Below are 13674 nucleotides of genomic sequence, written 5' to 3'. Positions count from 1 at the left end.
GGCGCTGGAGTTCCGGTGCGACAACGCCGCCTACCGGCCGGTGGCGCTACCCGGACGAGGATCTGCCGGGCGACTTCGAGGCCAACCGGGGCGTCCACTGCTTCGCCCTCGCCAGGCCCATGGACGCGGCCGAGTTCGTCGCTGACCTCGAGCAGTGCCTGTCCGGCTCCCTTGACCGGTTCAACACCGGCCTGGCCAAGGGACACCACCGGCGGCCCGCGGGTCGTCGAGAACTGGAACGGCGGTCGCTCTCGGCCTGGGGAGCGCGGCGTGGAGGCGTGGCCTTTGCCTCCAGGGATCTCTCAGCCGGACTTCGGGGCGTGGTCAGGGTTTCCAGTGGGGAGTGCGGCCGGTGAGGGCGACGACACGGTCGATCAGAGGGCTGTCGGAGAGGACCGGGACTTCAGGAGCGTAGACGCCCATCTGGAGGCCTGTCTCCGCGGTGTCCTTGACCTCGTCGTAGAGGAAGCCGAGGAGGTCAAGGTCCCAGGTGGGGTGTTGTGCCGTGGCTTTGGCCAGGTCCCAGCCGTGGACGACCAGTTCGGTGACGACCATGCCGCCTACCAGGTGGGCCGGAAGTTCGGTGGGGCCGAAGGGGGTCATGCCGGTCCAGACCTCGGGGGCGCTCCATGCGGACGCGGTGCGAGTGATCCGCTCTTCGAGCGTGCTGACCCAGTCGTCCTGAGTGTGGCCGGTCTCAGAACCGTCCAAGGGGGGCGCGGGCTTCTTGTGAGCAGCGCCCTCCAGGACGGGGCTCCAGTGCAGCAGATGGCTCACCAGCGCACGGACGTCGAACTCCTGGCACGGAGTCGGGGCGTCCAGCTGATCGGGCTTGATCGCGTGGATAATGGCGACCATGGTCTGGGCGGCGCAACCGGGCAGTTCACTTGTGTGCATGCCTTCAACTCAACCACCGGCCCTGAAGCAGCGGATTGAACAAACGCGACAGAGCCTGGTCCCGTGGTGAGGGATACCCGTGAGTTGGCCGGCGCCTGGCGGAAGTACCAGCGCCACACCCGCATCCCGCCGTCCCCCGACCTCGCTCCGTACGTCGAGTACTACTGGACGGCCGAGTGGTACTACGAATCCCCCTACCGTCAGCTGATCGTCCCCCTTCCCAACGTCCACCTCACCTTCCGGGACAGCCGCGCGATCTTGAACGGTGTGCGCACCCGCCACCACACCAAGATCTTGGACGGCGACGGCCAGGTCACCGGCGTGGCCTTCCGCCAGACGCGTTTCCGCCCTTTCCTCAATGCCCCGGTCGCCACGATCACCGACCGGGAACTGGACGCCGCCCAAGCCCTCCCGGCGGCACTCCCGGCCGTTCCAACCGTCCCGGCGATCGAGGATTACCTCCGCGCCTGCCTGGCGGTCTCATCCGAACCACCGCGGGGAGGAGAGCCACTTGCGGAGGCCGCCATGGCGGCGATCACCGGCGATGCCCGTGTGACCACCGTCGCGGCACTGGTCGGCCGGTTCGGAGCGAACATCCGAACCCTGCAACGGACCTTCGCCGAACACGTCGGCGTCCCGCCCAAATGGGTGATCCGCCGCTACCGGCTGCACGAGGTGACCGAACGCCTGGCCCAAGGCCGGGAACCCCGCTGGTCAGCACTCGCCTTCGAACTGGGCTACGCCGACCAGGCCCACCTCATCCGGGACTTCAAGTCCATCTTCGGCGAGCCCCTGGAGTATTACCGGCAGCGGTACTGACGCAAGCATCATGATCGGCTCAGAGTCGCGGAAGCCTTTGCCGTTCCGGCTGGGTGATGTTCCGTAAGGGGATCTCCCACCGGAACACTCGTACAGCCGGCCGGAACGGACCCCCAGGCCCGGGTGTCCCGGTGAAGGCCCCCTGTCCGGAACACCTGGCCGCGTGAACGGAACCCGGGCCGGCTACGCGCGCCGCTCCACCGACGAACAAGACGTCGTGATCCGGACCGAGCAGCTCCTCGCGCTCGGCGTCCACTTCGGCCTCGGCGCATCCGTCCACGACTGGAGCGACCCCTTCGGCCGGCTCTTCCCGCAGCCCCTCGCGATGGTCGCGGAACCCGCGAAGGGCCACGGTTCCTCACCCGGCACGACGCCTGAACCGCCTGGGCCGATCCACCTCCGGGGCGACGACCGACCCACGACAAGTCGCGACATAACGCGAAATTTGGCGAAAGGCTTGCCGCGCGTCTCACTCTATACGTAGGCTTATACGTATACGGGATGAGGATGGAACGATGCCCAATAAAACGATCTACGTCTCGGACGAGGACCTGCCGCTGTTCCAGCGGGCCCAGGAACTCGCCGGAGGCAAGCTGTCAACGGCGATCAGCCTGGCGCTGCGGCGCTACGTCGAGATGGAGGAGGGCCGCCAGGAGGGCTACGAGGAGATCGTCCTGCAGGTCGGCCAGGGCGGCACGGGCCGCAAGCAGCGCTTCTCCGGGGTGCTGCTCGGCGAGTGGGGACGCACGACGGGCAGCCGGATGGAGATGTTCCGGGTGTACCGCTCCCGCAAGGACAACTACGTCCTGCACGTGGACCGCTCGCCCGACTGGACGGACAGCCTGACGTCGGGAGCCGACAACTGGCTGGAGGGCCTTCTCTCCCGTGGCGCGTGGCGGAGTTACCTCGGGCTGGTCGACTCGAGCTGGGGCTTCGTCCAGGGCGAGTCCACGCTCGATGTCGTGAAGACCTTCCAGGAGCTGCGCGGCAGGATCCCTGACGAGTTCTACGACCTGATCGCCGACATGGCCGAGCGTCCCGCCGTGGAGGACCTCGACATCTGACCCGTCCACCGAACGCGATCGGACGGTCGAAAGGCGACCGCCCGCTACCCCGTCACGCCCTCATCCCCCTTGTCCCATGGAAACCGTGAGAAGGAGAGACCCGCATGCCCCCCGCAGTCACAGCCGAAGGGCTGGTCAAGAAGTACGGCGACGTCGTCGCCCTCGACGGGCTCGACCTGTCCGTCCCCCAGGGCACGGTGTTCGGCCTGCTCGGCCCCAACGGCGCCGGCAAGACCACGACCGTGCGGATCCTGACCACCCTCCTGAAACCGGACGCGGGCCGCGCCACGGTCGCCGGGTTCGACGTCGTCGCCGACGCGCACCGGCTGCGCGGCCACATCGGCGCCTCCGGCCAGTACGCCGCCGTCGACGAGCACCTCACCGGCGCCGAGAACCTGGAGATGGTCGGCCGCCTCTACCACCTCGGCGTCAAGCGCAGCAGGCAGCGGGCCCGCGAGCTGCTGGAGCGCTTCGACCTGACCGAGGCGGCCGACCGCCCCGTACAGGGTTACTCCGGCGGCATGCGACGCCGCCTCGACCTGGCCGGGGCGCTGGTCGCCAACCCGCCGGTGCTGTTCCTCGACGAGCCCACCACCGGCCTCGACCCCCGGGCCCGCACCGGCCTGTGGGACGTCATCTCCGAACTCGTCGCCGACGGCACCACCGTGCTGCTCACCACGCAGTACCTGGAGGAGGCCGACCGGCTGGCCAGGACGATCGCGGTGGTCGACCACGGCCGGGTGATCGCGCTCGGCAGCGCCGACGAGCTCAAGGACCAGGTCGGCGGCGACCGCGTGGAGCTGACCATGACGAGCGCGGCCGACCTGCACACCGCGCGGCGCGTGCTCGCCCCCCTGGCCGTGGGGGAGACACGGACCGACGACGTCACGTTCCGGCTGACGGTCCCGGTCAGCGACGGCACGACCTCCCTCACCACGGCCCTGGGCCACCTGGCCGCCGAACGCGTCGCCGTACGCGACGCCGGGCTGCGACGGCCGACGTTGGACGAGGTGTTCCTGACCCTCACCGGACACCAGGCCGGCGACCCCACCACGACGAAGACGAAGGAGCCCATCCGATGAACACCCTCCAGCTGGCGATCGCCGACGGCATGACGATCACCAGACGCAACGTCCTCAAGATCAAGCGAGCGCCCGACCTGCTGGGCGGCGTGATCATCCTCCCAATCGTGTTCGTGCTGCTGTTCGCGTACGTCTTCGGCAGCATGATGAGCCTGCCGGGCATGTCGTACCAGGAGTACATGATCCCCGGGATCTTCGTCCAGACGATCGTGACGAGCGCGCAGATCACCGGCTACACGCTCACCCAGGACCTGCAGAAGGGCATCTTCGACCGGTTCCGCACGCTGCCCATGTCCCCGTCGGCGGTGCTGACCGGCCAGACCTCCAGCGACGTCCTCATGAACGTGAGCAGCATCGTCGCGATGGCCCTTGTCGGGCTCGCCGTCGGCTGGCGCATCCACTCGGAGCCGCACCGGGCCGTGCTGGGGTTCCTGCTGCTCCTGCTGTTCTCGTACGCGTTCTCGTGGGTGACCGCGACGGTCGCGCTCGCCCTGCACAAGCCCGAGATCTTCAACAACATCGCCACCGTCGTGTCGATGCCGCTGGTCTTCCTGTCCAACGCCTTCGTCGACAGCACCCGCCTGCCCGGGCCGCTGCGGTTCGTCGCCGAGTGGAATCCCGTCTCCACGGTCGTCCAGGCCGCCCGCGAGCTCTTCGGCAACACCAACGCGGCCATGCCCGTGCCCGCCGCCTGGCCGCTCCAGCACGCCGTGCCCGCGACGCTGCTCTGGTCGGCACTGCTCCTGGTCGTGTTCGTGCCCCTGTCCATCCGGCTGTACAAGCGGGCGGTCAGCCAGTGATCCCGCTCGATGAGGAAAGGCAGATGAGGACGCAGATGGAACCACGGATACGCGTCTCCGACGGAGAACGCGACAGGGTCGTACGCCGGCTCCAGCAGGCGTTCGCCGACGGCCGCCTCGGCCCCGGCGAGATGGAGGAACGGCTCGAACGCGCGCTCACGGCGAAGTCCCACGGCGACCTGTTGCCACTGATCGCCGACCTGCCCGACGACCCGGACGGCCCGGACGGCCCGGACACCCCGGGCGCCCCGGACGACGTGCTCCGGCTGACGTCCACGGGCGGCCGCATCAAGCGGTCGGGCGACTGGGAGGTTCCGCGCCGGCTGCGCGCCGAGTCCGAGTACGGCGGGGTGCGGCTCGACCTGTCCCAGGCCTTCGTACGGTATCCGGAGATCGACATCGAGCTCCGGCTCCCCTACGGCTCCGCCACGATCATCCTGCCGCCCGGCGCGACCGCGAACGTCGACGGGGTACGCACCGGATGGGGCAGCGTGAACTGCTCGCTGCCCGGCCGCGCACGTCCGGGCGGGCTGCACGTCCGGATCACCGGAGAGCTCGAGTACGGCCGCCTGCGCGTCCGCACCTCGCGCGCCCTGCCCGGCCCCCGCCACTGAGGCCACACACTGAGATGCGTTGAAGTCAGCCGATTGCAGCACCATGCCCGTCCCCCGCGGTGGAGCGTCGTCACGCGGGCCTCCGTCCGCCGCCTCTCAGGGACCGGTGCAGGACGAGCGAGCAGAGGACGGTCGCGGCTCCCACGAGGACGATCGCCGTGTGCGGGGAGGTCAGCTCGGCGGCGGCACCGGCCAGGGCGCCGCCCACGGCCTGGCCGGTCATCATTCCCGCCGAGGCCAGGCCGAAGGCCTGTCCCCTGACCGGTTCGGGGACCGCGTCCACGAACCACCGCTGCAACCCGAGCTGGCAGGCGGTCGACGCCGCCGTGGCGAGCAGCACGATCAGCGCGGCTCCCGCGAGTCCCGGCCGGGCGGCGAAGGCGAGCAGGGGAAGGCCCGACACGACCGCGAGGGGAAACGCCAGCCGTTCCCTGCCTGCGGGCGGGACGAACCGGCCGACGACGAAGTTGCCGGCCGCCAGGCCGACGGAGGCGGCGGCGAGCGCGAGCCCGGCGGTGTTTCCCAGGTAGGGGACCATCATCGCCTCGGCCCCCACCACGAGCGAGATCGGCAGCCACTGCGCGAGCAGCAGGCCGCGCACCCGGCGGTCGGCCAGCAGTGCCCGGTTGACCCGCAGCGTCTCCCGTACGGCACCGTCACCCTTCGCACCCCCGTCCCTCGCGCTCCTGGCCGGGAAGTCGGGCAGGCCCCGGCGCAGTACCGCCGCCGCCAGGACGGACAGCCCGGCGGTGACGGCCAGCGCCCCCTCGGGTCCGGCGAGGGCGAGGATGGCGCCGCCCGCCGCCAGGCCGCCGATCTGGGCCCCGGCGGACGTCACGTTCAGCACGGACCTGGCCAGGACGAACGCGTCGCCCGGCAGCAGGCCGGGCAGCAGGGCGCTGCGCGCCGCGCCGAAGACCGGCGAGAACAGGCCGGTGGCCAGGACCAGGACGAGCATCGCCCAGACGGGCAGCCCGGCGAAGGCCAGGAGCAGGCAGGTCACCACCCGCAGCAGCTCACCGGCGACCATCAGAGCGCGCGGGCGGATCCGGTCGGCGAGCGAGAGCAGGAACGTCCCGCCGACGATGTAGGGGAGGAAACCCACCATGTACGCCGCCGCCGACAACCCCGGCGAGCCGGTCCGCGCGTAGACCAGCGCCGACAGGGCCAGCATCTTGACCTGGTCCCCCGCCACCAGCAGGGTGAAGCTCCCGAACAGGACACGGAACTCCCGGCTCGCGAAGACCTCCGTATAGGTCGCGCCGCGCTCTTGTGTGGTCATGGACACGATGGTGGGAGGCTCCCGGACGGCTGGCTAAGCTTTCGGATATATCCGAAAGGTCGTTTCATGGTCTTCCGCATCGAGGTCACCCCGCAGGACATCATGGCCAGCAGGTTCGCCATCTCCCCGCTCATCGTGACCAAGGACGCGCTCTGGATCCTCTCCGGCAGGCGGGAGGCCGGGGAGTGGCGGGCGTGGGCCGCAAGGATGCGGGAGCCGTACGGGAGACTGCTGCTCGCACACCCCGGGCTGGGCGCCATGGTGGCGCTGTTCCGCGAGCTGCACTACAACGCCGACTTCCCCGCGCCGCCGCCGACCGGGGTGAACACCCCGTTCGAGGCCGAACTCGCGGTGGTGCGCGCCACCCCGGTGGCGCGGGCGCACGCCGAGATCGCCAGGAACCTGGAGGGGATGCCGCGCCTCCCGGAGCCCGTCAGGGAGGTGCTGTTCTCACCGGACGTCGTGCGGCTGTTCGCCGAGGCGTTGAGCGCGGCCTGGAAGGAGATCGTCTCCCTCGCGTGGCCGCGCTTCCACGCGATCCTGGAGCGGGACGTGGTCCAGCGGGCGGGCCGCCTGGCGACCTACGGCTGGGGCGCGGCGCTCGACGACCTCAGCCCCCGGGTCCGGTGGCGTCCCGACGGTGTCATCGAGGTGCTCGCCAGGGGCACGGACGAGACCTACCGGCTCGACGGGCGCGGGCTGCTCTTCATGCCGACCGTCTTCCCCATCGGGGTCGGCTCCTACCTGGAGAACCACTGGCCGTACGCGATCAGCTATCCGGCCCGGGGCACCGGCATCCCGCCCGAGACGCCGGACGGCCTGGCCGGGCTGATCGGCAGGACCAGGAGCCGCCTCCTGCTGGAGCTGGCGATCCCGGCGACCACCACCCAGCTCGTGAGCCTGCTGGAACTCAGCCTGGGAACCGTGGGCGGCCACGTCTCCGCCCTGCGCAGGGCCGGCCTGGTCACCGGCAGCCGCACCGGCCGGGGCGTCCTGTACCACCGCACCGCGCTGGGCGACTCCCTGGTCAGCCCTTCGGGGCGCTGAGCCTCGCTTCCGCCCCGGCGAACGGAGGCCGTCGTCGACGCCGCCCGCGAGCCGTCCGAGCCGGCGGCGTGGACCGGCTCGGCGCGAGCTCCGGCGGCGACCGCGTCACGCGTCCGGATCCCGTCCCGGTCAGGAGGAGCCGTGATACCCGGCGGCGCGTAGCCGCGTGGCGATGCCGTCCAGGCCGCAGGGATCGGCCCATCGTGATCGCGGATCGATCTCCTCCCGGCCCCCGATCATCCGCAGGCCGCTGCCGAGGAGCACTCCCTGCGGATGGGCCAGGTAGACCGGCGTCCCGGCGGGGAGAGCCGCACGGTCCTTGATCACGGGCCACTCCTTCCGGACGTCCGGGTAGACGAACAGCAGGATCCCGGTGCCCTTGGGCACCCCCCTCCGGAAATCCGCCACCGAGTGGACCGGGGTCCGGTTCCGCCACACGCCCCCCTGGAAGAACTTCACGTGGACCAGGCCGGCGGACCGCCCTCTGAACCGCTCCGTCACCCGCACCGGCATCAGCACGTAGTGCGTACGGTCGTCGGGGAGCCCCTCCTCGACGACCGGTCCCGGTATGAAGTCCCCGACCGTTCCCGCGACGACCAGCGGCGTCTTCGCCGCGAGTTCCTCCGGGGAGTTGAGGGGGTCGTAGTCGGCGACGGTCTGCCGAAGCAGTCTGGGGTCCAGCCTCCTAGAGGGGACCGGAGCACACCTGGCCCCGGCCTCCGCCCCCGCCCGCGTCCCCGTCGAGGCCGACGCCGGCGCGGGGGGAGAGGCCGCCGGTGCGCTCGTGCTCCGCGTCACGGGCGCGGGCGCGGGCGCGGAGCAGCCTGCCAAGGCGACGAGAAGCGTGAGGACGATCAATCGCATGATCATGAGACGTCCGCGGGCCTCGTCCGGTTCAGCCTTTCAGGACCGCCGGGTCGCGGAGCCGCGCGAGAACCGGCCGAGGACGAACGCGGGCGGCCCGGACCGCGGAGGCGCCCGGTCCCGTCAGCGACGCCGCGTTCACGCCGCGTGCGACGGGAGCGGGACGCCGGTCAGGTCGGCGCACGCGTCGAGGAGGCCGTCCTGCACCTCGGGCGACCGCGCGGCGGGGTGGGCGAAACACGTCTCCTGGTGGTGGAAGTAGCAGCCGGTCACCATCGCCTCGGGGTCCTGGCTCGTGGCCAGCCACACCTGCGTCACCGGGCCCAGGGAGAGATCGTCGGGCGCGCCCGGACCTCCCATCTTCGTCGGGACCCAGCCGGGTTCGAGCGCGTTGGACAGCACGTCCGGCCAGCGGCGGGCGACCGCGAACGCCAGGACGACGTCCAGCAGCTTGCTGTCGGCGTACGCCCGCGAGCCGTCCCAGTTGCGGGTGTTCCACTGGAGGTCGTCCAGCTTGGGGTCCCCGCCGCGATGCATGCCGGAGCTGAGGTAGACCAGCCGGGCGGGCGGGGTGATGAGTGCGGTGAGCAGGTACGGGGCGAGCACGTTGACCGCGAAGACGTGGGCCAGGCCGTCGGCGGTCTCGATCCTGCTCGGTTCCCGGTAGCCGACGGCGGCGTTGTGGACGATCGCGTCGTAGCGGCCCAGCTCGTCGGCCTGGGCCGCCACGGAGCGCATCCCCTCGATGGTGGTCAGGTCTCCGACGAGGACGGCCTCCGCCTCCGGCAGTGCCTCGCGCGCGTCGTCGGCGCGGGTGTCGTTGCGCGCGTGCAGCGTGACGGCGTGGCCGTCGTGGGCCAGCAGCCGGGCGGCCATCAGCCCGAGGCCGTCGGTGGAGCCGGTGATCAGAATACGCGCCATGAGACAGATCCCCCTCGCAGAACATGCTGGTCGTTAACTACCCACGGGGAGGGCACACACGCCGCCGGACACATATCCGGCCAGGTCAGGAACCTCGAACGAACACCTGAGAACGCCTCCGGCACGCTGGAGGACCCTGGGCGAACGCCTCGGGAACGTCTCGGACGCGCCGGGCATCCGGGCGGGGATCTCAGACGCGCTGGACGGCCCCGTCGGACAGTGCCACGACGGTGACCCCGAAGTCGTGGATGGTCGCCGACAGCTCGTCGGGCGAGAGGCCGGGGGCGACGACGACCAGGGAGCCGCGCATCAGCGCCAGCCCGATCAGGGTCGTCATGGCCAGGCTGCACCTCAGGGGCCAGGTCACCAGCAGGACGTCGGACTTCTCCAGCTCGACGCCCTCGTCGAGCACGCTCATCCGCACGATCAGGTCGTGGTGGGTGTGCACGCCCCCGTCGTCGACCAGGAGGGCAGGCTGCACCGCCGGATCGAGGAAGGGCAGCGGGACGGGCTCCAGGAGCAGCAGGTCGGCGAAGTCGACGGTGTCGCGGGCCTGGCCGAACGCGATCACCTGCCGGACCCGCGAGTCCTCGACGGCCCGCAACGACGCGTCCGCCAGGCGCGGGGTGGTGATGAGCAGCCGCGCGTCCCACTCGGCCAGCAGGTCGGCCATCTCCTCGCATCCGGAGGTTATCGGCGCCGCCACCCCGCCCGCCGCGATGACCGTGTGCACCGCCAGCGTCTGGGCCACCGCGCTGTCCACGTGGATCCCGGCCACCTGGCGCCGCCGGGCACCCCGCCTCACCAGGCCCGACGCTCCCCGCGTCACCTCCGCGGCCAGCCGGCGGTAGCCGTACACCACTCCGGCGCCGAGGTCGATCAGTGCGGGCCGGTCACCTCGACCGTGCGCGTAGCCGAACACCGCCTCGGTGAGGGTGCAGCTGGTGGACGGAGAGGTCGGTCTCATTCCGCCGACGGTAGGGCCGCCCCGCGCACGCGGGCATCCGCAGATGTATGTAGATGACTGTGTATTCGGCCCCCTCCCCCCGGCGGCGCCCGTTTTCCCCGCCCTGAAAGGGCTTCCGGTCCCCTCGTACGGCCCCCGGCTCCTCCTCGGGGCCCCGGTTGCCGGCGTGGTTCCCGCTTCGCGGGCCCCGACGCGCCGCGATGACCGCGACGACGAGGAGAAACCCGGAGAAGGGCCTGGAAAGGCCAGGGGCGGGCCCGAGCCCTGCGCGACTCGAGCCCGCTGTCGCATGACCCATGGCCCAGGCCCCCACCCCTCCGAGGAGACCTCGGCCATCAACGGGGACACGCGACGTCCGCAGCGTGCTCGACCGAGACGCCCGGGATGGTGTGGACCTGCCGTCCCGGACCGGAACTGTGACCGGCACGGTGCGGAAGGCTGGACGTCATCGGTCGAACACCAGGAAAACGTACGGTGCGCGGCGGGTACGACACATGCTCCGGACTGCGTATCCCGGGATGTATCTTCACGGCCGTGAATGTGTAGCCCGGAGTATGTAGAAACTCACCGGCTCCGGGCGAGCCCTGTGAGCCGGTCGCGCCGGGCGAGCCCGCTAGGAGCGGTTCTGCTCGATGACCCAGGTGGCGACCTGCGTGCGGGAGGAGAACCCGAGCTTGGCCAGGATGTTGGCGACGTGCCTGGCCGCGGTGGCGGGACTGATCACCAGCTCGTCGGCGATGGCCTTGTTGCTCATCCCCCTGGCGATCAGCTCGGCGATCTCCCACTCCCGGCAGGTGAGCGTGGTCATGGGGGCGACGACCGGATGCTTGCCGAGCAGCACGGGTGTCTCGTACGGCTCGTCGAACTGCAGCGCGTAGCGGACCGCCTGCTCCTGGGACATCTCCTGGCCGTGCGCCCACAGCTGCGCGACCAGCGCGTCGCCGAGGCGCACCCGGGCGGGCTGGAGCAGCTCCTCCATCCGCGCCCCGAACCCGGGCGGCAGCACCGCGCCGCCCATCGCGCTCCTGATCGCGGCGGAGGCCCCGGCCAGGCGCACCGCCCGGCGGTCGTCCTCCTCGGCGAGCGCGAGCTGCGCGAGTGTCTCGATGCGGCGGGCCACGCCGAGCCGCTGGCCGGTCCCGATGCAGAGCCGCAGGCTCTCGATCAGCCTGCCCCGCGCGGTGGCGAGGTCTCCCTGGGCCAGCGCGATCCGGCCCAGCCCCGACAGGCAGGTGATGGCCTGCCAGTGGGCGGTGATGTCCTGGAGCATGTCGAGGGCGCGCTCGTAGTGGGCGCGGGCCTCGCCCAGGTCGCCGCGGAGCCAGGCGACCTGGGCCAGGCCGATGAGGGCGACCGGCGCGGCCCAGTGGTTGTCGAGCTCGTGGGCGATGGCGAGCGCGGCCTCGAAGGATCGCTGCGACTCCTTCGCCCTGCCCTCCGACAGCGCGAACGTGCCCTCCATGGACCGGATGACCGTCTCGTGCCAGGGGTCGTCGATCGTGCGCACGGCCTCCAGCGCGTCGTCGAGCAGGGACCTGGCCCGCTCGGGGCGTCGCTGGTAGATGGCCACCCAGGCGAGGATGGCGAGCGCGCCGCTGAGCGGTCCGTACAGGCCCGCCTCGCGGCACAGGCCGACCGCGGCGGCGCAGGCGATCTGCGCGGTGTCGGGGTCGCCCTGCCCGAAGGCCACCTGCCCGCGCAGCGCGAGCGCGTCGCCGCGCACGCACGACGTCAGCTCCCCGGAGTCGGCGTCGAGCAGGCGGTCGAGCCATTTGTCGGCCGGGGTGAACCTTCCCCCGGCGATGATGGGCCAGCGCAGCAGGACGAGGAGGCGCAGCGCGCTCTCGGGGTCGCCCGCGGACTCGACCGACCAGCGCACCGCCGCCCACACGTTGGCCTGGAGCTCGTCCAGCAGGACCAGCATCGGGCAGATCTCGGTCCAGGCCGGGCGGGGGCTCCGGACGATCGTCTGGTGGATCCGGGCGGCGAACTCGATCATGTGGTCGCGGTGCAGCCTCCGGAACTCGGGCTCCTCGCCCGAGGCGTCGAGCTGCTCGGTGGCGTACTCGCGGATCGTCTCCAGCATGCGGTAGCGGGTCTCGCCGGCCACCTCGGCGTCGGCCAGGACCAGCGACTTGTCGACCAGGTCGCAGAGCACCCCCAGGACGTCCTCCGCCCACAGCGCGTTGCCCGCGCAGACCTGCTCGGCCATGTCGAGCGTCCACCCGCCGGTGAAGACCGCGAGCCGGCGCAGCAGGATCCGCTCGGGCTCGTTGAGCTGCTGGTAGCTCCAGTCGACGGTCGCCCTGAGCGTCTGCTGCCTGGCCGGGGCCGTCCGGTCGCCCGCCGACAGCAGCCGGAACCTGTCCCTGATCCTGGCGTTGATCTGCTCCACGGTCAGCACCCTGCACAGGGCGGCGGCGAGCTCGATGGCGAGCGGCATCCCGTCGAGCGCCTCGCAGAGCCCGGCGATGTCGGCCGCGTTCTGCTCGGTGACGGAGAAGGCCCGCGAGGCGGCGGTGGCACGGTCGGCGAAGAGGCGGACCGCCTCGCTGGTGCCGAGGAAGAGCCGCACGGCCTCGCTGGTGCCGAGGTCGTGGCCGTCGCTGCGGGGCAGGGTGAGCGGCGGCACCCGCCACACGGTCTCCCCCGCCACCCGGAGCGGCTCGCGGCTGGTCGTGAGCACGCGTACGTCGGGGCAGACGGTGAGCACGGCGCGGCAGAACCGCGCGGACTCCTCGATGAGCGACTCGCAGTTGTCCATCACCAGCAGCAGCCGCCGGTCGCCGAGCGCGTCGATCAGGGTGTCGGCCAGCGCGCGGGACGGCTCGGCCTTGACCCCGAGCACGGCCGCCACCCGGGGCTCGATCTGGTCGCCGCGCACCGCGTCGGCCAGCTCGACCAGCCAGACGCCCCCGGGGAACTCCGGTGCCACCTGGGCGGCGACCCGGACCGCCAGCCTGCTCTTGCCGATGCCGCCCGCCCCGCAGAGCGTCACCACCCGGGCGACGCCCAGCAGGTCGGTGAGCTCTTCCACGTCGGCTTCACGCCCCACGAAGCCGTTGGGTTCGAGGGGAAGGTTGCCTCCGGTGAGGGAGGCGTGTGCGGTGTCCTGGGTCATCGGCTCTTAGGAGAGGTCGCGGGTAGAACCGTCACAGAAAGTGTGACATCAATTACCGAACCATGCCCACTCTTAGACGTTTTCCGGCCTATGTGATTACCTCGCGCCCCCGCCCCGTGCCGTGCGGTGCCCCGTGGCGTGCCCCGCCCCGGTGTGACCGCCCACGGCCATCCGGTGGCCGCACGATGGCCATCAC

General features: G+C 71.4%; 13 protein-coding genes. 7 read left to right on the top strand and 6 right to left on the bottom strand.

Annotation, left to right across the window (positions count from 1 at the left end; all coding sequences use genetic code 11):
* Positions 1-324: 324 nt before the first annotated feature.
* On the bottom strand, positions 325-897 hold the full coding sequence (locus tag AC5L38_RS18285) for a TIGR03086 family metal-binding protein (protein ID WP_495243995.1): 573 nt from the start codon (positions 895-897) through the stop codon (positions 325-327).
* Between the two features lie 66 nt (positions 898-963).
* On the opposite strand from AC5L38_RS18285, the gene AC5L38_RS18280 reads away from it, so the two are divergent.
* From AC5L38_RS18280 to AC5L38_RS18255, 6 genes are all read left to right on the top strand, one after another.
* On the top strand, positions 964-1716 hold the full coding sequence (locus AC5L38_RS18280; RefSeq protein ID WP_495243994.1) for a DUF6597 domain-containing transcriptional factor: 753 nt from the start codon (positions 964-966) through the stop codon (positions 1714-1716).
* 163 nt (positions 1717-1879) lie between these two features.
* Complete coding sequence (locus tag AC5L38_RS18275) at positions 1880-2200, top strand: hypothetical protein (protein WP_495243993.1); 321 nt, start codon at positions 1880-1882, stop codon at positions 2198-2200.
* 31 nt (positions 2201-2231) lie between these two features.
* Complete coding sequence (locus tag AC5L38_RS18270; protein ID WP_495243992.1) at positions 2232-2780, top strand: EXLDI protein; 549 nt, start codon at positions 2232-2234, stop codon at positions 2778-2780.
* Between the two features lie 104 nt (positions 2781-2884).
* On the top strand, positions 2885-3862 hold the full coding sequence (locus AC5L38_RS18265; protein ID WP_495243991.1) for an ATP-binding cassette domain-containing protein: 978 nt from the start codon (positions 2885-2887) through the stop codon (positions 3860-3862).
* A complete protein-coding gene (locus AC5L38_RS18260; protein ID WP_495243990.1) occupies positions 3859-4662 on the top strand; it encodes an ABC transporter permease in 804 nt (267 codons plus the stop codon). The genes AC5L38_RS18265 and AC5L38_RS18260 overlap by 4 nt, the downstream gene beginning before the upstream one ends.
* Before the next feature lie 35 nt (positions 4663-4697).
* A complete protein-coding gene (locus AC5L38_RS18255; protein WP_495243989.1) occupies positions 4698-5276 on the top strand; it encodes a DUF1707 SHOCT-like domain-containing protein in 579 nt (192 codons plus the stop codon).
* A 70-nt stretch (positions 5277-5346) separates the two neighbouring features.
* On the opposite strand, the gene AC5L38_RS18250 is transcribed toward AC5L38_RS18255, so the two are convergent.
* Positions 5347-6558 (bottom strand): MFS transporter, encoded by a 1212-nt coding sequence (locus AC5L38_RS18250; protein ID WP_495243988.1) that lies wholly within the window; start codon positions 6556-6558, stop codon positions 5347-5349.
* A 66-nt stretch (positions 6559-6624) separates the two neighbouring features.
* On the opposite strand from AC5L38_RS18250, the gene AC5L38_RS18245 reads away from it, so the two are divergent.
* The gene (locus AC5L38_RS18245; protein ID WP_495243987.1) at positions 6625-7605 is read left to right on the top strand and encodes an ArsR/SmtB family transcription factor; all 981 of its coding nucleotides are present in this window, start codon (positions 6625-6627) and stop codon (positions 7603-7605) included.
* A 129-nt stretch (positions 7606-7734) separates the two neighbouring features.
* On the opposite strand, the gene AC5L38_RS18240 is transcribed toward AC5L38_RS18245, so the two are convergent.
* The 4 genes from AC5L38_RS18240 to AC5L38_RS18225 form a co-directional block, all read right to left on the bottom strand.
* Positions 7735-8469, bottom strand: coding sequence for a hypothetical protein (locus tag AC5L38_RS18240; protein ID WP_495243986.1), 735 nt, complete (start codon positions 8467-8469; stop codon positions 7735-7737).
* 138 nt (positions 8470-8607) lie between these two features.
* A complete protein-coding gene (locus AC5L38_RS18235; protein WP_495243985.1) occupies positions 8608-9390 on the bottom strand; it encodes an SDR family NAD(P)-dependent oxidoreductase in 783 nt (260 codons plus the stop codon).
* A 190-nt stretch (positions 9391-9580) separates the two neighbouring features.
* Entirely contained in the window at positions 9581-10357 is a 777-nt protein-coding gene (locus tag AC5L38_RS18230) for an AMP-binding protein (RefSeq protein ID WP_495243984.1), read from the bottom strand.
* A 613-nt stretch (positions 10358-10970) separates the two neighbouring features.
* On the bottom strand, positions 10971-13478 hold the full coding sequence (locus tag AC5L38_RS18225; protein ID WP_495243983.1) for a tetratricopeptide repeat protein: 2508 nt from the start codon (positions 13476-13478) through the stop codon (positions 10971-10973).
* Positions 13479-13674: the final 196 nt, after the last annotated feature.

This window comes from Streptosporangium nanhuense (genome assembly GCF_059358815.1).
Note: the sequence above shows the minus strand (reverse complement) of the source record. Positions and strands in the feature narration are given on the sequence as shown.